The organism is Enterobacter sp. Res13-Sevr-PEC09-46 (assembly GCF_015672585.1).
GTDB lineage: Bacteria > Pseudomonadota > Gammaproteobacteria > Enterobacterales > Enterobacteriaceae > Enterobacter > Enterobacter hormaechei_C.
Map to the genome: position 1 here is coordinate 160,361 of NZ_JADABR010000030.1, position 20,020 is coordinate 180,380.

The window sequence follows — 20,020 nt, forward strand, 5'->3', positions numbered from 1 at the left end:
GAATGAGGAACATCTTATGAACACAACCACCACCCGGGCCGTAAGCCGCTGGGTAATCTTAATGCTGGCGCTCGGTGCGGGCTTTAGCGTGGCATCCATCTATTATGCCCAGCCTCTGCTGCCGCTGATGGGCTCAGACCTGCATCTGAGCATCGAAGGCATGGGCATGGTCCCGACGCTCACCCAGGCGGGTTATGCCCTGGGCATCCTGTTTCTGCTCCCGCTCGGCGATCGTCATGACCGCAGAACGCTGATCCTGATAAAAAGTGCGGCCCTGGCGCTGTTCCTGCTGGGTTGTAGCCTGACCGGACAACTGCACTCCCTGCTGCTCACCAGCCTGCTGATTGGCATGGCCGCCACCATGGCGCAGGATATTGTCCCGGCCGCAGCGATCCTCGCGCCGGAAGGTAAACAGGGAAAAACGGTCGGCACGGTGATGACCGGCCTGCTGCTGGGGATTTTGCTCTCCAGAACCGTCAGCGGCGTGGTCGGTGAAGCCTTTGGCTGGCGGGTGATGTATCAGCTGGCTGCTGCAAGCATTGCCTTTGTCGGCGTGGTGATGTGGGCCGTACTCCCACGTTTTGCTATTCACTCCACGCTGAGCTATCCCGCGCTGATGCGTTCCATGGAGCACCTGTGGCGTCGTTACCCGGCACTGCGTCGCGCGGCGCTGGCTCAGGGTTTTCTGTCGATTGCCTTTAGCGCATTCTGGTCAACGCTGGCGGTCATGCTGCTGGAACGGTATCACCTTGGCAGCGCCGTAGCGGGTGGATTTGGTATTGCCGGAGCCGCTGGTGCGCTGGCTGCACCGCTGGCAGGGGGTCTGGCAGATAAGCTGGGCGCCGGTAAAGTGACCCAGCTGGGTGCCGCGCTGGTGACCCTCTCGTTTGCCCTGATGTTCATGATGCCGGCACTGGGTGTACACGGTCAGTTGATCCTGATTGCCCTCTCCGCGGTCGGTTTCGATCTCGGCTTGCAGTCCAGCCTCGTGGCCCACCAGAACCTGGTCTACAGCCTTGAGCCGCAGGCCCGCGGACGCCTGAACGCCCTGCTGTTTACCGTCATTTTCATCGGAATGGCGCTGGGCTCGGCATTAGGCAGCAATATCTATACGCTGGCAGGCTGGTCTGGCGTGGTGGCTCTGGCAACCCTGTGTGGTGCCATTGCGCTGGCTATCAGAGTGATTGAAAGCGCCCGGGTGCTGTCCGCACAGGCAGAACGTGTGTAAAAAAAATGCCCAACCCGGACGGGTTGGGCAGTCAAAACATGCCCAGTTTCAAGACATGTCAAACAGGTCAGAGTCTTATTTGTTCATCTGGAACAAAGACATACCCTGCATATCGCTAAAGGCTTTATACGAGGCCTGCAACGCCGCCTGCTGCATGGTGTAGGACGAAATCACCGAGTTCCAGTCCACGTCAACCAGGTTACTCATCTGCTGCGTCTGACCCAGCGCGCGGTCTTCACCCAGAGCGTCCAGCTTGCCCAGCTCATCCAGCTTGATGCCGAGGTCGGCGCGCACGGTCAGCACGTTGTTGAGGGAGTTGCTCAGGCCACGGTTGGCTTTATCAATAGCCGCCGTAAACGCCTCGGCTTTCGTTTCGTCCTCCCCAATCGGCGTATTCAACGCTTCAATTGCGGAGTCGAGGATCTTGAACAAATTCGTTTCCGGCGCACTACCATCTGGCTCTGGCTTGGCATTGCTGGTGAAGCTATCGAAAACTTCAGTGCCCGTATGGCTAATTTGCATCGTGCGCGCGGAGTCAACCTGCTGGCTGATTGGCGTTCCGCCGCCCTTATAATCACCCGTCGCCTGGTCGAAAGCCGCCGCTTCGGTCTTGTAACCGGAAAAAATATAGCGACCGTTACCGTCCGTGCTGTTAGCCAGGTTCATGAGCTGATCGCGAATACCTTGCAGGTTCGTGGCCAGCGAAGCGCGGTCATCGTCACTTAACGTACCGTTGCCCGCATTGACAATCTTTTCCTGAGCAGCCTGGATGGCGGTTGTCACTTGCGATAACACGTTCTCTTCCAGCGAGACTTTCGTCGTAGCGAAGGAGCGTGCCAGCGCATACTGGCTGTTTTGCGTTTGAGCCTGAGAGAGCACAACGGCCTGCGAGGCGGCAATCGGATCGTCAGACGGACGGTTGATACGCTTCCCCGTAGACATCTGCTCGCCGTAGCTGAGCCAGAGACTTTGGGAGTTCGTCACGCCGCGCATGCTTTGCTCATACATCATTTGAGTACTAATACGCATTTTTTATGCCTCAGCCTTAGCGGATATTGATCAATGCATCAAACAGCGTGCTCGCCGTTTGCAGCACCTGCGCATTCGCCAAATAGTACTGCTGATAGCGTTGCAGGTTGCCATACTCTTCATCCAGGTTAACCCCGGAGATTGACTGCTGTTGTTTGGTCAGCTGCGTCACCACGTTAACTTTGGTTTCGCTGCTGGTTTTCAGCGACGCCGTGGTGCTGCCCACCGTACTGACCAGCGCGGCATAAGCATCGTTAAAGGTTTTGTTCCCTCCCACCAATTTGGCGCTCTGTAAATCCAGCAGCTTCTGGCCATTGGTATTGTCGCTTTCACCGCTTCCTTTCGCGGAGGCCATCGCCAGTTTGGATTCGTCGCTGATCGCTACGTCCATATTCACAATGACGTCATTCACCGGTTTGACGATGAAACTGTCTTTATTATCGGCTGAGCCGCTAATCTTAACGTTGAGACCATCAAACGACAGATTACCGCTGCCGTCAGGCTTGGCCGTGAAGCTGGTATTGTCCGACAGACGCGTGATTGTCCAGTCAGTACCGTTGTACTCAACTTTATAGTTTGTCGCCTGGACCTTTGTACTGTCCGTCATCGTGGCCGTAACGGACGCGCTTCCGGTGTTTTTACCGTTACTCAGCACTGCCGGCGAGCCAAAATCAAACAGCTTGCCGCCTGCATCCCCGTTGGCATCAAAGCCAGCCTGGTGCTGGGTATTCATGGCATCCGCAAACGCCAGCGCCATCTGGTTAAGTGTGTTTCGCGCCTGATCCAGATCCTGAGAACGGAACGTTAACAGCCCGCCAAGCGACCCCGTGGTGATCTGTTTTTCTGAGATCTCCACGTTGCCCGCTGCGGCATCCACATACGCAATTGTTGTACGCGCTGGGTCCGCACTGGATTTCACCGCCGCCAGCTGGCTGGCGTTGCTGCCCTGTACCAGGGTGTAACCGTTGGCGATAGAGATGTTGTAGGTGCCGCTGTCCTGTACGGTGACGTCCACACCGACAATCTTGTTCAGTTCACTCACCAGCTGATCGCGCTGATCGAGCAGTTCGTTCGGAGATGCGCCCGCACCGACGCCAGTCAGTCGGGAGATCTGATCGTTAAGATTGGCAATCTGTTTCGCGTAGTTATTGATCTGATCGACGCTGGTAGAAATCGCCGTATTGACCTGCGCATCCTGATCGCGGAGATATTGATCGTTGGTTTTAAACTGGTTTACCAGACCATCCGCCTTCCCGAGTACCGTCTGGCGAGCAGCCGGATCTTCTGCGTTACTCACCAGCGTTTGCAGGCTTTTAAAGAAATCCTGGAGGTTGGCAGAAAGCGAGTTCGTGGTATCAGAAAGCACATCGTCAATTTTTGACATCTGCTGGTAGCGCGTGGTCAGCCCACTGCTCTGGTTCTGCGCCGCGCGCAGCTGGTTGGTGATAAACGCATCATATTCACGCTGAACACCGGAGACATAGACCCCGTTACCCACCCAGCCACCGCCGGTCAGGGTGCTGTTTGATGCCCCCAGAATGGTGGTCTGACGGGTATAACCTGCCACGTTGTAGCTTGAAATATTATTACTGACGGTATTGAGTGCCGACTGCGCAGCACTGAGGCCACTCATGGCGCTGTTAATCAAACTGGACATGGGGGTTCCTTTTATACGTTCAGACACGAGTCCTGATGAAGGTTATCGGCAACCTCCACCGGGACTTGAGAACTTTCAGAACAGATTTTCGAGATCTGTGTTATACGCTTTGCTGACCTTCTCAGACATGGATTTCAGCTGCTGGATCATGCTGGTCAGCTTGCGCGCATAGTTTGGATCGGTCGCGTAGCCAGCATTCTGCAATGCCTGAGCGCCCTGCTCTGGCGTGGCGGCCTGGGTCACGGCGGTGTAGCGCGGATTCCGGCTCAGCAGCCCGACATAATCCGACAACGCTTCCAGATACGAGCTGTAGACGCGGAATTTGGCTTTCACCTTCACTGCCGCACCGTTCTCATATTCGGTGGTGGTGATCTCGGTGGTCGGCCCTTTCCAGCTGGAGGTGGCCTTCACGCCAAAGATGTTGAAGCTCGGCTCACCGTTCTCCCTGCGGATCTGACGTTGCCCCCAGCCCGACTCCAGCGCCGCCTGCGCCAGAATCAGATGGTGCGGCACGCCGCTCTCTTCACTGGCAAGACGCGCCGGCAGGGAGAGCTGCGCCAGGAAGTCTTTGCTGTCGCCGGAGAGCGGCTCGTCACGCGTTTCTGCCGGCTTCGGCATCGCCTTACGCACCATCTGCGTCAGCGCCTGATTTTGATAACTGGTCACCTTTTCCAGATCAAACTTCAGCGGCACCTGCGGCGGGGCCTCTTCAGGCGGGAGCCCCTGAGCGGCTGCGGTCTGCTTCACAATCATGTCCGCCAGGCCGAGCCCCTTTCCGGCGGTCATTTGCTGGGCAATCTGCTGATCGTACATGCTGGTGTAAAGCCGCGTGGAATCGCTGCTGAACATGCCATCTTTCGGCAGGGTTTCACGCATGCTTTTCAACATCATTTGTACGAACATGCCTTCCACCTGACGGGCCACCGGGCGGATATTCGCCGCCGGATCCTTGCCCGCTTTGGTTTTCAGCTCGTTGAGCGACTGGGCATCCCAGGCGGCACTGGTCAACAGTTTGCTATCGGTCAGCATTTAGATGATTTCCAGTCTGGCGCGCAGGCAGCCTGCACTTTGCATGGATTGCAGAATGGACATCAGATCCATTGGCGTTGCACCCAGCGCATTCAGAGCACGCACCACGCTGTTCAGGTTGGCGCTGGAGCGCACGCTCTGCAACGAACCGCCGCTCTGTCGTAAATCAATCTGCGTTTGCGGGGTCACTACCGTCTGACCGCCACCAAACGGGGTATCCGGCTGGCTGACGTTGGCCGAGCGGTTAACCGTGACGGAGAGATTGCCCTGCGCCACGGCGCAGCTGTCCAGCGTCACTTCGCGGTTCATCACCACCGAGCCGGTACGGGAGTTGATAATGACTTTCGCATCCTGCACCGGCACGTTCACTTCCATATTCTGGATATCGGCCAGCAACCGCACCTGGTTGCTGCTGCCGGTTGACGTGCGGATCTGCACGGTACGGGCATCCAGCGCGGTGGCGCTGCCGTAGCCCCGGCTGCGGTTGATGGTGTCAGCGATCTGCTGCGCCATCGTAAAGTCTTCGTTATTCAGTTGCAGGTTAATGGTGTTGCCGGTGCCGAACTGGGTCGGCAGCTCACGTTCGATGATCGCGCCGTTGGTAATACGTCCCCCGTTCAGCTGGTTCACCTGCACGCTGCTGCCGCCCGCCGACGCGCCTGCTCCGCCAACCAGAATGTTGCCCTGCGCCAGAGCATACACCTGGCTGTCGACGCCTTTCAGCGGCGTCATCAGCAACGTACCGCCGCGCAGGCTTTTGGCGTTACCCATCGACGAGACAACCACGTCGATGGTCTGCCCCTGACGCGCAAAGGCCGGATAAGACGCGGTCACCATCACGGCCGCCACGTTTTTCAGCTGCATGTTGGTCCCGGCCGGTACGGTAATACCGAGCTGCGAGAGCATATTGTTCAGGCTCTGGGTGGTGAACGGCGTCTGGGTCGTCTGGTCACCCGTCCCATCCAGCCCCACCACCAGGCCGTAGCCAATCAGCGAGTTTTCGCGCACGCCCTGCACGCTGGTGAGATCGCGTATGCGATCGGCCTGCGCAACGGTAGCGACCAGCGACAGCGCCACGGCGAAGAGAAATTTATACATAGGTCACCTCGCTTACATCGGCGATAAGTTAAGGAAGAAGCGTTGCAGCCAGCCCATATTTTGCGCTTCGTTGATGTAGCCGTTGCCGACGTACTCAATGCGCGCATCCGCCACCTGGGTGGACGGTACGGTATTGGTGCCGCTGATGGTGCGAGGGTTAACCACACCGGAGAAGCGAATGAATTCCGTACCCTGGTTAATGGCGATCTGTTTTTCGCCCACCACGTGCAGGTTGCCGTTCACCAGAACCTGGTCAACCGTAACCGTCAGCGTTCCGCTGAAGGTATTGCTGGCGTTCGCACCACCTTTACCGTTAAAGGTGTTGCCGCCGGAGGCTTCCACATCCGCACGGGCGTTGCCGAACAGCCCTTGCAGATAGCGCGGCACGGTGTCGAAGCCAAAATTGGTTTTGCCGTCGCGGCTGGCGTTCGCCGACGAGCTCTTACTCGCACTGACGTTTTCCTGCAACACAATGGTCAGCGTATCGCCAACGTTACGCGGACGACGGTCTTCAAACAGCGGCTGATAACCGTAGTTAATCGGCTGCGCGGTCTGGAAAATAGAGCCGTTCACCACCGGCGCGGGGCCGGGAACGGGTTGGGCGGTAGTCGCACCCTGTACCAATGGTTTAGACGGGATCCAGGCACACCCGCTGAGGGTGACGGCCAGAACAGTCAGGATCGGATAACGAAACGCCGCGTTTTTTTGCATTGCCTTCATCTTCGAAAACAGGGAGCCGGTGCGACGTTTACCGCACCGGGCTACACCTTAGAGTTGCGTCAGTTTTTGCAGCATCTGGTCGGTCGTCGACACTGCTTTACTGTTAATTTCATAGGCGCGCTGGACCTGGATCATATTCACCAGCTCTTCCGCCACGTTAACGTTCGAGGTTTCCACATACCCCTGATACAGCAGCCCCGCCCCGTTCAGGCCCGGGGTACTTTCATTTGGCGTGCCGGAAGACTGCGTTTCGGTGTAGAGGTTCTCGCCGATGCTTTCCAGTCCGGTATCGTTCATGAAGGTGGTCAGGTTGAGCTGTCCAACCTGGACCGGCGCGGCCTGACCTTGCTGAGTGACGCTGACGATGCCGTCACGACCAATGGTGATACTCAGCGCGTTCGCCGGGATGGTGATCGCAGGCTGAACCTGGAAACCGCCCGCCGTCACCAGCTGACCATTCTGATCCACCTGGAACGAACCATCGCGGGTATAGGCGGAGGTCCCGTCAGGCAGCTGCACCTGGAAGAAACCCTGACCTTTAATGGCAACGTCTTTACTGTTGTTGGTCTGGGACAGGTTGCCCTGGCTGTGCAGACGCTCGGTGGCGACCGGGCGCACGCCGGTACCAATTTGCAGACCGGACGGCAGCGTGGTTTGCTCAGAAGACTGCGCCCCTGGCTGACGAATCGTTTGATAAAGCAAATCTTCGAAAACCGCACGCTGGCGCTTGAAACCATTGGTGCTGACGTTTGCCAGGTTGTTGGCAATCACATCCATATTGGTTTGCTGTGCGTCCAGACCGGTTTTCGCGATCCATAAAGAACTGATCATAGGGAGTCCTGTTAACTCATAGCCAGAAGTTGGTTAGCCTTGCCTGCGTTTTCATCGACGCTGCTGATGATTTTCATCTGCATTTCGAAGCGGCGGGCGCTGGCGATCATGTCGGTCATGGCTTCCACCGGTTTGACGTTACTGCCTTCCAGCACGCCGGACATCACGCGGATGGTCGGGTCGGCCTGTAACGTGGCGCCACGCGTGGCCTGCGCCGCCTGGGTCAGACGGAACATCCCGTCATCGCCACGCTGTACTTCGTTGCCTTCCGCTTTCACCAGCTTCAGACGACCGACAGGCGCAACGGTGTTCGCCGGGTCGCCCGGGTTTAACGCCGAGATCGTCCCGTCTGCCGCAATGGTCAGCTCTGACCCTTCCGGCACCGTCAACGGACCGGCTTCGCCCATAACCGGATGCCCCTGAATCGTCAGCTGCCCGGTGGCGCTCACCTGGATATTACCGTTGCGGGTATACCCTTCCCCGCCGTTAGCCGTTTGCACCGCCAGCCAGCCGTCCTGCTGAAGGGCAACGTCCAGCGGACGCGCGGTGTAATCCATCTGGCCTGGCGTCATGTCGGCGCCCGGCGTGGAGGCGGTGACCAGCGTACGCGTGGGCAATGACAGCCCTTCTACCGGCACAGCACGCAGCGCGTTGAGCTGCGCACGAAAACCTGGCGTGGAAGCGTTCGCAAGGTTGCTGGCGGTAACAGCCTGCTGATTGAGCGTCTGGCTTGCTGCGCCCATCGCTGTATATATTGCGTGATCCATTGCGCTTTCCCGTCAGCTGCTTAACGCAGGTTAACCAGCGTGTTGAGGATCTGATCCTGGGTTTTGATGGTCTGCGCGTTGGACTGGTAGTTACGTTGCGCGACGATCATGTTCACCAGCTCTTTACTCAGATCGACGTTGGAGGCTTCCAGCGCGCCGTTAGTCAGCGTGCCGAAGTTACCGGAACCCGCGGTTCCCAGCAGGGCAACCCCGGAAGACTGCGTGGCAGACCAGACGTTATCCCCTTCGGATTTCAGGCCTTCGTTGTTGGCGAAGTTTGCCAGTACGATCTGGCCCAGCACCTGGGTCTGTTCGTTCGAATAGTTACCGACAACGGTACCGTCATCGTTGATCTGGTAGCTCACCAGATCGCCCGGCTTATAGCCGTTCTGGCTCGTCGCCACGATGTTGTTCGCACCGGTGTTTTGCTGCATGGAGTTGGCGAAACTCATGTCAAACGTGGCTGGCGTCGCGCCCGGAACGGTGCCCGTTGTGATCTTGATATCATCGCCACCCGTCAGCACACCACTCTCGTTAAAGGTCAGCGTGGTTGCCAGTTTCGCTGCATCTCCCGCTACGCTGCCGTCCTGCGAATACACTTTCCAGGAGTTAGCTGGCGTCTCGTTTTTGACATAAAACAGGTTCATGTTGTGCGCATTACCCTGACTGTCAAACACCGTCACGGTGCCTTTCTTGTTGTAAGAGTCAGGGTTGGACGGATCGAAGGCGACGGTTGGCGCGGTATCGGTGGAGTTCAGGTTGATCTGCTGAGAGGCCGTGGTGGTGGACTTCGCCGCCATCAGCGTCGTTGGGATGGAGATCGCCTGCGGATTCGCACCGGTTTGCACCGTAGGCGGCGTGCCGGCAACCGGATAACCGGTTAACTGAAGCCCCTGCATGTTCACCAGGTTACGGTTTTCATCCAGCTTGAACTGGCCGTTGCGGCTGTAGAACACGGAACCGTTGGCATCCACCATACGGAAGAAACCGTTCTGGCTGATGGCGACGTCCAGACCGCGACCGGTGTTGGTGGTCGTCCCGTCGGTGAAGTCCTGGGTGATACCCGCAACCTTCACGCCCAGGCCCACTTTAGAGCCTGCAAACATATCTGCAAAAGACGCAGAACCGGATTTAAAACCATAGGTCGCGGAGTTGGCGATGTTGTTGCCAATGACGTCCAGGTTGGTGGCCGCAGCATTCAGGCCGCTGACCGCTTGAGAAAAGGCCATGACTTACTCCTGATAAGTATGAAGGCTTAGATAATCTGCCGAACTTCGTCGAGTGTGGTGGTACCGGAGGTACCCAAATCCAGTTTGTTGCCATCGCTACCTTTGATGACGCCCTGAACCAGGGCAAACTGTAGCGGCTGAGCCACCAGCTGAGTGGTGCCGTTGCTGGCGCTAATCGCAACCTGATACGAGCCGTTAGGCGCTTTAGTGCCGTCGGTCAGGCTGCCATCCCAGGTAAAGGTATGAACGCCCGCTTTAAGCTCGCCAATCTCAATCGTGCGCACCACATTGCCGCTGGCGTCTTTGATTGTGGCGGTGACTTTGTCGGCCGGCTGCTGCAACTCAACGCCAAACGGCGTCGTGGTGGTGGTGGACGTGCCATCGGTAGTGCTGGTGCCCGCCAGAATCGTGGTCCCCGGGATCATCACCCCGTGACCGATCAGGTTGGCGGCCTGCAAGGACTGGCTGTTATCGATTTGACCGGAGACCGAGCCGAGCGTGGTGTTCAGTTTCTCAATGCCGCTGACGGTACTGATCTGCGCAAGCTGCGTGGTCAGTTCGTTGTTCTGCATCGGATTGGTCGGATCCTGATTTTTCAGCTGCGCCACCAGCAGGGTCAGAAAGCTACTCTGTAAATCGGAGGCATTGCTCCCGGTGAGAGAGCTGGAACCGGTCGCACTGCTGGTGCTGTTGACGCCGGTATTTGTCGGGTCATTCACGTTTACGGCGATGGACATGCGTGTCTCCTTTACTGGCCGAGAGTGAGTGTTTTGAGCATCATGCTCTTCACGGTATTAAGCACTTCGACGTTTGCCTGGTAGCTGCGCGACGCGGACATGGAGTTCACCATCTCCCCGACCACATCCACGTTCGGCATTTTCACGTAGCCGCTGGCATCCGCGAGCGGGTTGCCAGGCTCGTAAACCAGCTTGTCGGGTGCCTGGCTCTCAACCACGTCCGCCACTTTTACGCCGCCCGTTGCCGCACCCGGTGCAGCATCAACCTGGAAGACAACCTGTTTAGCGCGATACGGTTGCCCGTCAGGGCCGGTCACGCTGTCGGCGTTGGCGAGGTTACTGGCGGCCACGTTCAGTCGTTTGGACTGCGCCGTTAATGCCGAACCGGCGATATCAAAAATATTCAGCAAGGCCATTTACTAATTGCCCCCCTGTAGGACGGTCATCATGCCTTTAATTTGCCCGCCGAGTAGCGTCAGACCTGTCTGGTATTGCAGGCTGTTATCGGCAAACTGTGTGCGCTCCCGGTCCATGTCGACGGTATTGCCATCAAGTGAGGGCTGATCGGGAATACGGTAAAGCAGGTCGGTCGTTGGCGCGGTCATCGCCTGAGCGGGAATATGACGTGAGGATGTCAGGGCCAGTGAGACACCCGTTCCTTCGGCACGTCCACGCTCCATCACTTTTTTGAGTTCACTGGAAAAATCAATATCGCGCGCCTGATACCCGGGGGTATCCGCGTTGGCGATATTGGCGGCTAAAATCTCCTGCCGCTGGGCGCGTAAATTGAGCGCTTCCTGCTGAAAACGTAACGCGGCGTCGAGTTTATCGAGCATGTCTCCTCCGCTGATGAGAAAATTTCAGTTCACAGCTTAAATCTCACCCCGTCTCCCCTATCGACGGAATAAGCGCAAAATGCGTCGCTATTTGTTGCGTTGATGGAAAACCACCGCGGGTAGAATTTGCTAAATTCTGGACATGGTGGAACATGCGATGCGGACTTTTAAACGTGGCCTGGCGGCGACCCTACTGCTTTTAAGCCCTCTGGTGCAGGCTGAGGGGTTAGAGGACCAGCTCAATGCATTCTTTGCGCAGAAACTGGCCGGTTTCAGCGATGACGTACGCGTGACCGTGCGCTCCCCGCCTAACCTTTACCCTTCCTGCGAAGCCCCGTCATTTAGCGTGACCGGCAGCACCCGCTTATGGGGCAACGTGAACGTGCTGGCGCGTTGCGCCAATGAAAAACGCTACTTACAGGTTGCGGTTCAGGCGACGGGCAATTATGTTGTCGCCGCCGTTCCCATTCCCCGGGGCAGCCTGCTGCAACCTGACAGCGTAACGCTGAAGCGAGGCCGTCTGGATCAGCTTCCACCGCGGACGATGCTGGATATCAACCAGGCTCAGGAGGCGGTCAGCCTGCGCGATGTCGCTCCTGGACAGGCGATACAGCTATCCATGCTGCGCCAGGCGTGGCGGGTGAAAGCGGGACAACAGGTGATGGTGGTCGCCAATGGCGAAGGCTTTAGTATCAACAGTGAAGGAAAAGCGCTGAATAATGCCGCAGTGGCGCAAAATGCCCGGGTCAGAATGTCCTCAGGCCAGGTGGTCAGCGGCACGGTCGGTCCTGATGGGAATATTCTGATTAACCTGTAATCTTTTTAAAGATTTCGCGGCGACTGCCGATAAATATTCAACAAATGATGATGTCAGGCGCAAACGCCGCGAACCCTCGATGAGGACAACACTATGAGCATTGATCGTACATCAGCCCTGAAGCCGGTTAGCACTGTACAACCTCGCGAAACGAATGAGGCTGCCCCGCAAAAAACGCGTCTGGAAAAAACGTCGACGGCTAACAGCACCAGCGTCACGCTGAGCGATGCGCAGTCGAAGCTGATGCAGCCAGGCAGCAGCGATATCAATATGGAACGTGTTGAAGCGCTGAAAACGGCTATCCGTAACGGCGAACTGAAAATGGATACCAGCAAAATCGCTGATGCGCTGATTCAGGACGCACAGAGTTTCCTCCAGAGTAACTAACCGTATGAGTCGACTGTCAGAAATACTGGATCAGATGACGGTGGTCCTGAACGACCTGAAAGCGGTGATGGATGCAGAACAGCACCACCTCTCTTCTGGTCAAATCAACGGCAGCGCGTTGCAACGCATAACTGAAGATAAAAGCTCGCTGCTGGCGACCCTGGATTATCTGGAAAAACAGCGACGCGCTGAGCAAGACGCGAAACGCAGCGCCAATGATGAGATCAACGAACGCTGGCAGACCATTACAGAAAAAACCCAGCATCTTCGCGATCTTAACCAGCATAACGGCTGGCTGCTGGAAGGACAGATTATCCGTAATCAGCAGGCGCTTGAAGTGTTAAAGCCCTATAAAGAGCCGGGGCTGTACGGTGCGGATGGTCAGACGGCCACGGCACGTATCACGGGTGGGAAAAAGATTTCGATTTGACGCAGTAGCGGCACGTCATGAAGCGGGGAGCACCTTCTGGTGAACTCCCCTTTTGGCGTTTATACCGTGCGGCGGGTGAACTCTTTCACTTTGAAGCCAAGCACCGCCAGCGTGGCAAAGTACGCCACCACACCGACCACCACCACGGCCATCAGACGCATCAGGCGGTAAGGCATGGTGCCCTGCGCCCACTCAGGCATGACATACAACATGCCAACCAGCGCGGCCGCCATCACCACTACCGCAATCGCCAGACGCAGCAGGAAGCTTGCCCAGCCCGTCTGCGGTGTGAAGATATCCTGCTTGCGCAGCTGCCAGTACAGCAGCCCGGCGTTCAGACAGGCCGCCAGACCAATCGACAATGACAGCCCCGCGTGTTTCAGCGGTCCAATAAACGCCAGGTTCATCAGCTGCGTCATGATCAGCGTCACAATGGCAATCTTAACCGGCGTTTTGATGTCCTGACGTGAATAGAAACCGGGCGCAAGCACCTTCACGACAATCAGCCCCATCAGCCCCACCGAGTAGGCTACGAGCGCACGCTGGGTCATAGCGGCATCAAAGGCGGTGAACTTTCCATACTGGAACAACGACACCGTCAGCGGTTTCGCCAGGATCCCCAGCGCCACCGCGCTTGGCAGCGCCAGCAGAAAACAGAGACGCAGGCCCCAGTCCATCAGGCGGCAGTATTCATCGTGGTTGCCGCTGGCGAAACTTTTCGACAGCGACGGCAGCAGAATAGTCCCCAGCGCCACGCCCAGCACCCCGGATGGAAACTCCATCAGACGATCGGCGTAGTACATCCAGGACACCGAGCCCGACACCAGGAAAGAGGCGAAGATGGTATTGATGATCAGCGAGATCTGGCTAACGGACACGCCGAGTATCGCCGGTCCCATCTGTTTGATAACGCGCATTGCGCCCGCATCTTTGAAATTAATGCGCGGCAGAACCAGCATGCCGATTTTTTTCAGGTGCGGAAGCTGGTAAGCAAGCTGTAACACGCCGCCGACGGTCACGGCCCAGGCCAGCGCCAGCACCGGTGGGTTAAAATGCGGCGCGGCGAACAGCGCAAAGCCAATCATGCTGACGTTGAGGAACGTGGGGGCAAAGGCCGGAACGGAGAAGCGGTTCCAGGTATTCAGGATGGCACCCACCAGCGACGCCAGCGAAATCAGCAGAATATAGGGGAAGGTTATACGCAGCAGTTGGGTGGTCAGGGTAAATTTATCCGCTGTGTCAGCAAAACCCGGCGCCGTCACCATGATCACCCAGGGCGCTGCCAGCATCCCCAGGACGGTCACGATCGCCAGCGCCAGCGTCAGTAATCCGGAAACGTAGGCCACAAAGACGCGGGTGGCATCTTCGCCCTGTTTGCTTTTATATTCTGCGAGGATCGGAACAAATGCCTGTGAAAAGGCCCCTTCGGCAAAAATACGGCGCAGCAGGTTTGGCAGCTTAAAGGCGACGAAAAAGGCGTCAGTCGCCATCCCGGCGCCAAAAACCCTAGCCACAATGGCATCGCGCGCAAAGCCAAGCACGCGGGAAAACATGGTCATCGAGCTGACGGCCGCCAGCGATTTTAATAAGTTCATTAACGTGAAGTTCCACAACCCTACGGATTTCCAGGACGGGCAAGCGTTAGCGCCACCCGGCAAAGCCAACAAGCGGCGCTTAGTCTAACCGGATTTCAACGAATTACTATCGGCAGATGTTACAACGCGTTATTCCGACATGGCTTCGCGCCAGAGTCGTTCCACAATGCGCTGCGCCAGAATAGCCTGCTCCCCGGACGTTTCAGGAACCGTCTGATTCTGCACGCAGGTGATGAAGTGACGCGCGCAGCCCACAAAGCCACGCTGCTCCAGGGTGCTTTGCCAGCCGGGAACCGGTAACGCGACCACGCCATTGCCCTTCTCTTCCCGCCACTCTCGCATATCGGTGACGTCATACAGCGCGCCATCCGTAACGGCCTGCACGGACTCGCGCTGGCTGCCCGCCCGACGATGCATGCTGGTCGTCACCTGCAAATGCTCAACGGCAAAATGATGTTCGGCGTAAACCATCTCACCCTGCTCGTTGGTCAGCAGCGTGCCGCTTTGCAGCTGGGCTTTTCCGTTACTCAGCCACAGGGCCGTATCCACGACGTGGAGATAATCATCCAGCAGCGTGAAGCGCAGGTCGTTAGGCCCCACGCTGTCGGTACGGTGCTTATCCATACGCAGAGAGGCGAACGAGCCGGACTGCGCTTTAAGCTGCTGATAGAGCGGCGCAAAACGGCGGTTGAAGCCGACCATCAGCGTCAGCTTTTTACGCGCGGCCAGCTCAATCAGTCGTTCAGCATCCTGTACATTTTCCGCCAGGGGTTTATCCACGCAGACGTGAACGCCTGCGTTCAGCAACTCGCTCACCACCTGGTAGTGCGTCGCGGTTGAGGTATGCACAAATACCGCATCACATTCACGGGCTAAATCCTGTAGCGAACCGGCATAAGGGATGCGCCAGGTTTTGCAGATGCGCTCTGCTTTCTCGCGGGTGGGCGACCACGCCCCTTGCAGCGTCCAGTCGGACGCGGCGCCTAAAACGGGCAGCCAGGCGTTTTGCGCGATCCCTCCCAGCCCCACAACACCAATGCGTAATGTTGTCACGATTAATCTCCCAGATGTGCGAGTAACGCATCCAGACGCTGCTTCAGCCCGGCAACCTCGTCTTCCAGGGCCGCCACGCGCGCGTTCAGGCTGTCGTTTGATGCTGGCGTGTCGGATTCTACGGCCAGCGCAGAGGGCTCAACGTCGCCGCTAAAAAGGTGCATGTAGCGGCTTTCACGCTTGCCCGGCTCGCGTGGCAGACGCACCACGTAAGGACCGTCCTCGCGTGAGGCTAATCGCTCCAGCGTCTGTTCAACGTCCTGCATATCCTGAAACTCATGCATGCGGGAGGCGCGTGTGCGCAGTTCACCCGGCGTCTGCGCCCCGCGCAGCAGCAGCGTGGTGATCACTGCCACTTCTGCGGCGCTGAGTTTTAAATCGCCAAATTCGGAATTACAAAAGCGCTGTTCATATTTAGTGACGCGATTACCGAAGCCGCTGACGGTGCGCAGGTAGTGGCGCTTCACCAGCTCGTCAAGGGTATCCTGCACCTCGTGCTCGCCAAGGTTCATCACCGGCTCACGGTTCGTCTTCTGGTTGCAGGCCATCGTGACGGCATTCACGGACAGAGGATACTGTTCCGGCGTGGTGACCTGCTTTTCCAGAAGGCAGCCGACCACGCGCGCTTCGGCGCCATTTAACTGATATTTCATTTTTTCTCCTTAACGACCCGCGGTCCACTCCTGCGTGGTGAGCGCGGTGAGCACATGGTCCCGCCACTCGCCGTCAATCAGCAGATAATCTTTGGCATAGCCCTCTTTCTCAAACCCCAGGCGGGCCAGCAGATCGCCGCTGCGCTTATTGTGCGGCATGTAGTTGGCCATAATGCGATGGATATGTTGCGTGCGCTGCATGTAGCGAATCGCCGCCGTCAGCGCCTCAAACATGAGCCCCTGCCCCTGCCATTTCTGACCGATGGAATACCCGAGGTAACAGGCGTGAAACGACCCGCGTACCACGTTTGAAAAATTGGCAATGCCAACGATCTCTTTCTCTTCCGGATCGAGAAGCGCGAAATAAAACGCACTTCCCTGTTTATGAAATTCCGCAATCATACTGAGGCGCGCCTGCCAGCCAGAGGGGTAGCAGTGGCTCTCGTCCCGAACGGGTTCCCAGGGTTTTAAAAACTGGCGATTCTCGGCGTAATAATCCGCCAGACGCCAGGCATCACGCTCATGCACCAGACGAACGACCAGCCTGTCCGTCGTCAGACGCACCTTTGGCACATTACTGCGATAGCCAAACATCGTTACCACTCCTTCCCGTCGCTTCTGCTCTGCCTGTTAGCTTTACTATACCTGCGCCTGTGCCTTCTGTGAAAACAGTGACATACCATTTTGATCGCTTTTCACATTTTTCGATGAGAACTCTCTATCAAAGCACCTTTTTGATAAAAAAATATTGTCGCCAGCGGGTATGGGAAAAAGCCCGGCGACACCGCAGAATGTTAGCGTGCTCACCTTTTATTTTCCCTGGAGGGAAAATGTCCCGCGTATCACAGGCCAGGAGCCTGGGTAAATATTTCCTGCTCGTCGATAACATGCTGGTCGTGCTCGGCTTTTTTGTCGTTTTTCCGCTTATATCGATTCGTTTTGTCGATCAAATGGGCTGGGCGGCATTGATGGTCGGGATCGCGCTGGGTCTACGCCAGTTTGTACAACAGGGTCTGGGCGTGTTTGGCGGCGCAATAGCCGACCGCTTCGGCGCGAAACCGATGATCGTTACCGGCATGCTGTTACGTGCGGCGGGATTCGCCACCATGGCAATCGCTCATGAACCCTGGCTGCTGTGGTTCTCCTGTTTCCTTTCCGGGATTGGCGGTACCCTTTTCGACCCACCGCGTACCGCGCTGGTGGTGAAGCTTATCCGTCCGCAACACCGGGGGCGCTTCTTCTCGATTTTGATGATGCAGGACAGCGCTGGCGCGGTGGTGGGCGCCCTGCTGGGAAGCTGGCTGCTGCAATACGATTTCCGCCTGGTCTGCGCCACCGGCGCGGTGTTGTTTATTCTCTGCGCGCTGTTTAACGGTCTGTTTCTGCCCGCGTGGAAGCTGTCAACGGTGAAAGCACCTGTGCGGGAAGGGCTCGACCGTGTGCTAAGCGATAAACGCTTCGTCACCTATGTGTTAACCCTGACTGGCTACTACATGCTCGCCGTGCAGGTCATGCTGATGCTGCCCATTATGGTTAACGATATTGCCGGCACGCCGGCAGCGGTGAAATGGATGTATGCCATTGAGGCCTGCCTCTCTCTGACGCTGCTCTATCCGATTGCCCGCTGGAGCGAGCGCCGTTTCCGACTTGAGCACCGTCTGATGGCCGGGCTGTTGCTGATGACGCTGAGCATGATGCCCATCGGCCTGGTGAGTTCGCTTCAGCAACTGTTTATGCTCATCTGCACCTTCTATATTGGCTCAATCATTGCCGAGCCAGCCCGTGAAACGCTGAGCGCGTCACTTGCCGACGCCCGGGCCCGAGGCAGCTACATGGGCTTCAGCCGTCTCGGGCTGGCGCTTGGCGGCGCACTGGGTTACACCGGTGGCGGCTGGCTGTTTGATGCCGGAAAAGCGCTCCATCAGCCGGAGCTGCCGTGGGTCATGCTCGGCATGGTCGGCTTTATGACGCTGATTGCCCTCTGGTGGCAGTTCAGTGATAAACGCAGCACCCGCGGGATGCTGGAGCCTGGCGCCTGACCGCTTTCATTATCAGTTTTTTCTGCTGGTTTCTGTTGGATCACCCTGACATACTGGCGTATCAGGACAGATGCGCCGATTTTATGTTGAGGAACGCCATGAAAAAGATCGTTATTGCCGCTGCGTTAATTGTCAGTGGTCTGCTGGTGGGATGTAACCAGCTTACGCAGTACACCGTCAGTGAGCAGGAAATTAATCAGGCGCTGGAAAAACATAATAACTTTTCAAAAGATATCGGCGTGCCCGGCCTTGCGGATGCGCATATCGTCCTGACGAATCTCGCCAGCCAGATTGGGCGCGAGGAGCCTAACAAAGTCACCCTTTCCGGCGATGCCAGCCTCGATATGACCTCGCTCTTCGGCAATCAGAAAGCGGATATCAAGCTGAAGCTCAAGGCGCTGCCGGTCTTTAATAAAGAGAAAGGGGCCATTTTCCTGCAAGAGATGGAAATCGTCGATGCAGTTGTGACGCCGGAAAAAATGAAACCGGTGCTGCAAACGCTGATGCCGTATCTCAACCAGTCGTTGCAGAACTACTTTAACCAACAGCCTGCCTATGTTCTGAGCGAAGACAAGAGCAAAGGCGAATCTCTGGCGAAAAAATATGCCAAAGGGATAGAGGTGAAACCGGGTGAAATCATCATCCCTTTCACCGACTAAACACTCCGGGCGCTCAGGCGCCCGTTTTTTTTAACGGAATAGTGTGCAAACGAAAACGTTTCCGCTTATGATTTGTGTCCGGCAAAAACAGCCCTCTTATGACTGATCTCTTTCAAGCCGGAGCTTCCATGACTGTACAATCCCAGGTTCTCAAAATCCGCCGCCCAGACGACTGGCATATCCATCTTCGTGATGGCGACATGCTGAAAACCGTCGTGCCGTATACCAGCGAAATTTATGGCCGTGCGATTGTTATGCCTAACCTGGTTCCGCCAGTCACTACCGTCGAGGCCGCGATTGCCTATCGCCAGCGTATCCTTGACGCCGTTCCGGCCGGACACGATTTTACCCCATTGATGACCTGCTACCTGACGGACTCGCTGGATCCGAATGAAGTTGAGCGCGGGTTTAACGAAGGTGTATTCACCGCCGCGAAGCTCTACCCGGCGAATGCCACCACCAACTCCAGCCATGGGGTGACCAGCATTGACGCCATCATGCCCGTTCTGGAGCGTATGCAAAAACTGGGCATGCCGCTGCTGGTGCACGGGGAAGTGACCCACGCTGACATTGATATTTTCGATCGCGAAGCACGTTTTATCGAAACGGTCATGGAGCCGCTGCGCCAGCGTCTTCCGGGGCTGAAAGTGGTGTTTGAACACATTACGACTAAAGATGCCGCAGAGTATGTCCGGGATGGAAACGAGCTGATTGCCGCCACCATCACCCCGCAGCACCTGATGTTTAACCGTAACCACATGCTGGTGGGCGGCGTTCGTCCACATCTGTATTGTCTGCCGATCCTCAAGCGCAACATCCACCAGCAGGCGCTACGTGAGCTGGTCGCCAGCGGCTTTCCGCGCGCGTTCCTCGGCACGGATTCCGCCCCGCATGCCCGTCACCGTAAAGAGGCGAGCTGCGGCTGTGCAGGCTGCTTTAACGCCCCGACCGCCCTGGCAAGTTACGCAACCGTGTTTGAAGAGATGAATGCGTTAGACCATTTCGAAGCCTTCTGCTCCCTTAACGGTCCGCGTTTCTACGGTCTGCCGGTTAATGACACGTTCATTGAGCTTGAGCGCAAAGAAAGCCAGGTTGAGGCGTCGATTGCGCTCACCGACGATACGCTGATCCCCTTCCTGGCCGGTGAAACCGTAAACTGGACGGTAAAACGCTAAAAAAATCGCGCCCCCTGTTGTCAAACCGACAATATAACTGTATAAATAAAC

At 57.0% G+C, this 20,020-nt stretch carries 22 protein-coding genes; 7 read left to right on the forward strand and 15 right to left on the reverse strand.

All coding sequences use genetic code 11. The annotated features are described in order from the left end of the window. Positions 1 to 16 precede the first annotated feature (16 nt). A complete protein-coding gene (locus IMQ56_RS19160; protein WP_045333985.1) occupies positions 17 to 1,228 on the forward strand; it encodes an MFS transporter in 1,212 nt (403 codons plus the stop codon). A gap of 75 nt (positions 1,229 to 1,303) precedes the next feature. On the opposite strand, the gene flgL is transcribed toward IMQ56_RS19160, so the two are convergent. The 11 genes from flgL to flgB form a co-directional block, all read right to left on the reverse strand. After that, positions 1,304 to 2,257, reverse strand: coding sequence for a flagellar hook-associated protein FlgL (gene flgL / locus IMQ56_RS19165; protein WP_017384730.1), 954 nt, complete (start codon positions 2,255 to 2,257; stop codon positions 1,304 to 1,306). Positions 2,258 to 2,273: 16 nt separating this feature from the next. Beyond that, positions 2,274 to 3,914 carry a flagellar hook-associated protein FlgK gene (flgK, locus tag IMQ56_RS19170; protein WP_045141457.1) on the reverse strand — a complete coding sequence of 547 codons (1,641 nt, stop codon included), beginning with the start codon at positions 3,912 to 3,914 and terminating at the stop codon, positions 2,274 to 2,276. Between the two features lie 75 nt (positions 3,915 to 3,989). Further along, entirely contained in the window at positions 3,990 to 4,943 is a 954-nt protein-coding gene (gene flgJ, locus IMQ56_RS19175) for a flagellar assembly peptidoglycan hydrolase FlgJ (protein WP_196063656.1), read from the reverse strand. After that, positions 4,944 to 6,041, reverse strand: a complete 1,098-nt coding sequence (locus tag IMQ56_RS19180) for a flagellar basal body P-ring protein FlgI (RefSeq protein ID WP_017384733.1) — start codon at positions 6,039 to 6,041, stop codon at positions 4,944 to 4,946. It lies immediately after the preceding gene. 12 nt (positions 6,042 to 6,053) lie between these two features. Next, the gene (gene flgH / locus IMQ56_RS19185) at positions 6,054 to 6,752 is read right to left on the reverse strand and encodes a flagellar basal body L-ring protein FlgH (protein WP_003857987.1); all 699 of its coding nucleotides are present in this window, start codon (positions 6,750 to 6,752) and stop codon (positions 6,054 to 6,056) included. 57 nt (positions 6,753 to 6,809) lie between these two features. Further along, on the reverse strand, positions 6,810 to 7,592 hold the full coding sequence (gene flgG / locus IMQ56_RS19190) for a flagellar basal-body rod protein FlgG (RefSeq protein ID WP_000625853.1): 783 nt from the start codon (positions 7,590 to 7,592) through the stop codon (positions 6,810 to 6,812). Between the two features lie 11 nt (positions 7,593 to 7,603). Beyond that, positions 7,604 to 8,359, reverse strand: a complete 756-nt coding sequence (locus IMQ56_RS19195) for a flagellar basal body rod protein FlgF (protein WP_196063657.1) — start codon at positions 8,357 to 8,359, stop codon at positions 7,604 to 7,606. Positions 8,360 to 8,379: 20 nt separating this feature from the next. After that, a complete protein-coding gene (gene flgE, locus IMQ56_RS19200; RefSeq protein WP_015570832.1) occupies positions 8,380 to 9,588 on the reverse strand; it encodes a flagellar hook protein FlgE in 1,209 nt (402 codons plus the stop codon). Between the two features lie 26 nt (positions 9,589 to 9,614). After that, complete coding sequence (gene flgD / locus IMQ56_RS19205) at positions 9,615 to 10,325, reverse strand: flagellar hook assembly protein FlgD (protein WP_003857994.1); 711 nt, start codon at positions 10,323 to 10,325, stop codon at positions 9,615 to 9,617. Positions 10,326 to 10,336: 11 nt separating this feature from the next. Further along, positions 10,337 to 10,741, reverse strand: a complete 405-nt coding sequence (flgC, locus tag IMQ56_RS19210) for a flagellar basal body rod protein FlgC (RefSeq protein WP_003857997.1) — start codon at positions 10,739 to 10,741, stop codon at positions 10,337 to 10,339. Positions 10,742 to 10,744: 3 nt separating this feature from the next. Next, the gene (gene flgB, locus IMQ56_RS19215) at positions 10,745 to 11,161 is read right to left on the reverse strand and encodes a flagellar basal body rod protein FlgB (RefSeq protein ID WP_003857999.1); all 417 of its coding nucleotides are present in this window, start codon (positions 11,159 to 11,161) and stop codon (positions 10,745 to 10,747) included. A gap of 157 nt (positions 11,162 to 11,318) precedes the next feature. Between flgB and flgA the strand changes: the two genes are divergently transcribed. The 3 genes from flgA to flgN all read left to right on the forward strand — a co-directional run bounded on the left by flgA (position 11,319) and on the right by flgN (position 12,795). Next, entirely contained in the window at positions 11,319 to 11,978 is a 660-nt protein-coding gene (gene flgA / locus IMQ56_RS19220) for a flagellar basal body P-ring formation chaperone FlgA (RefSeq protein ID WP_023303425.1), read from the forward strand. Positions 11,979 to 12,071: 93 nt separating this feature from the next. After that, positions 12,072 to 12,365 carry a flagellar biosynthesis anti-sigma factor FlgM gene (gene flgM, locus IMQ56_RS19225; RefSeq protein WP_003858002.1) on the forward strand — a complete coding sequence of 98 codons (294 nt, stop codon included), beginning with the start codon at positions 12,072 to 12,074 and terminating at the stop codon, positions 12,363 to 12,365. 4 nt (positions 12,366 to 12,369) lie between these two features. Beyond that, positions 12,370 to 12,795 (forward strand): flagella biosynthesis chaperone FlgN, encoded by a 426-nt coding sequence (gene flgN, locus IMQ56_RS19230; protein WP_108393743.1) that lies wholly within the window; start codon positions 12,370 to 12,372, stop codon positions 12,793 to 12,795. Between the two features lie 59 nt (positions 12,796 to 12,854). Here the strand turns inward: flgN and murJ are convergent, their stop codons facing one another. The 4 genes from murJ to rimJ form a co-directional block, all read right to left on the reverse strand. Next, on the reverse strand, positions 12,855 to 14,390 hold the full coding sequence (murJ, locus tag IMQ56_RS19235) for a murein biosynthesis integral membrane protein MurJ (protein WP_196063658.1): 1,536 nt from the start codon (positions 14,388 to 14,390) through the stop codon (positions 12,855 to 12,857). Positions 14,391 to 14,519: 129 nt separating this feature from the next. Further along, positions 14,520 to 15,443, reverse strand: coding sequence for a Gfo/Idh/MocA family oxidoreductase (locus IMQ56_RS19240; protein ID WP_196063659.1), 924 nt, complete (start codon positions 15,441 to 15,443; stop codon positions 14,520 to 14,522). 2 nt (positions 15,444 to 15,445) lie between these two features. Then, positions 15,446 to 16,096, reverse strand: coding sequence for a YceH family protein (locus IMQ56_RS19245; RefSeq protein ID WP_196063660.1), 651 nt, complete (start codon positions 16,094 to 16,096; stop codon positions 15,446 to 15,448). A 9-nt stretch (positions 16,097 to 16,105) separates the two neighbouring features. Then, on the reverse strand, positions 16,106 to 16,690 hold the full coding sequence (gene rimJ, locus IMQ56_RS19250; protein WP_003858007.1) for a ribosomal protein S5-alanine N-acetyltransferase: 585 nt from the start codon (positions 16,688 to 16,690) through the stop codon (positions 16,106 to 16,108). Between the two features lie 236 nt (positions 16,691 to 16,926). Here rimJ and mdtH point away from each other — a divergent pair, with 236 nt between their 5' ends. The 3 genes from mdtH (at position 16,927) to pyrC (ending at position 19,969) form a co-directional block, all read left to right on the forward strand. Then, the gene (gene mdtH / locus IMQ56_RS19255; protein WP_003858008.1) at positions 16,927 to 18,135 is read left to right on the forward strand and encodes a multidrug efflux MFS transporter MdtH; all 1,209 of its coding nucleotides are present in this window, start codon (positions 16,927 to 16,929) and stop codon (positions 18,133 to 18,135) included. Positions 18,136 to 18,233: 98 nt separating this feature from the next. Then, entirely contained in the window at positions 18,234 to 18,794 is a 561-nt protein-coding gene (locus IMQ56_RS19260) for a lipoprotein (RefSeq protein WP_017384739.1), read from the forward strand. Positions 18,795 to 18,922: 128 nt separating this feature from the next. After that, the gene (gene pyrC, locus IMQ56_RS19265; protein ID WP_017384740.1) at positions 18,923 to 19,969 is read left to right on the forward strand and encodes a dihydroorotase; all 1,047 of its coding nucleotides are present in this window, start codon (positions 18,923 to 18,925) and stop codon (positions 19,967 to 19,969) included. Positions 19,970 to 20,020 lie beyond the last annotated feature (51 nt).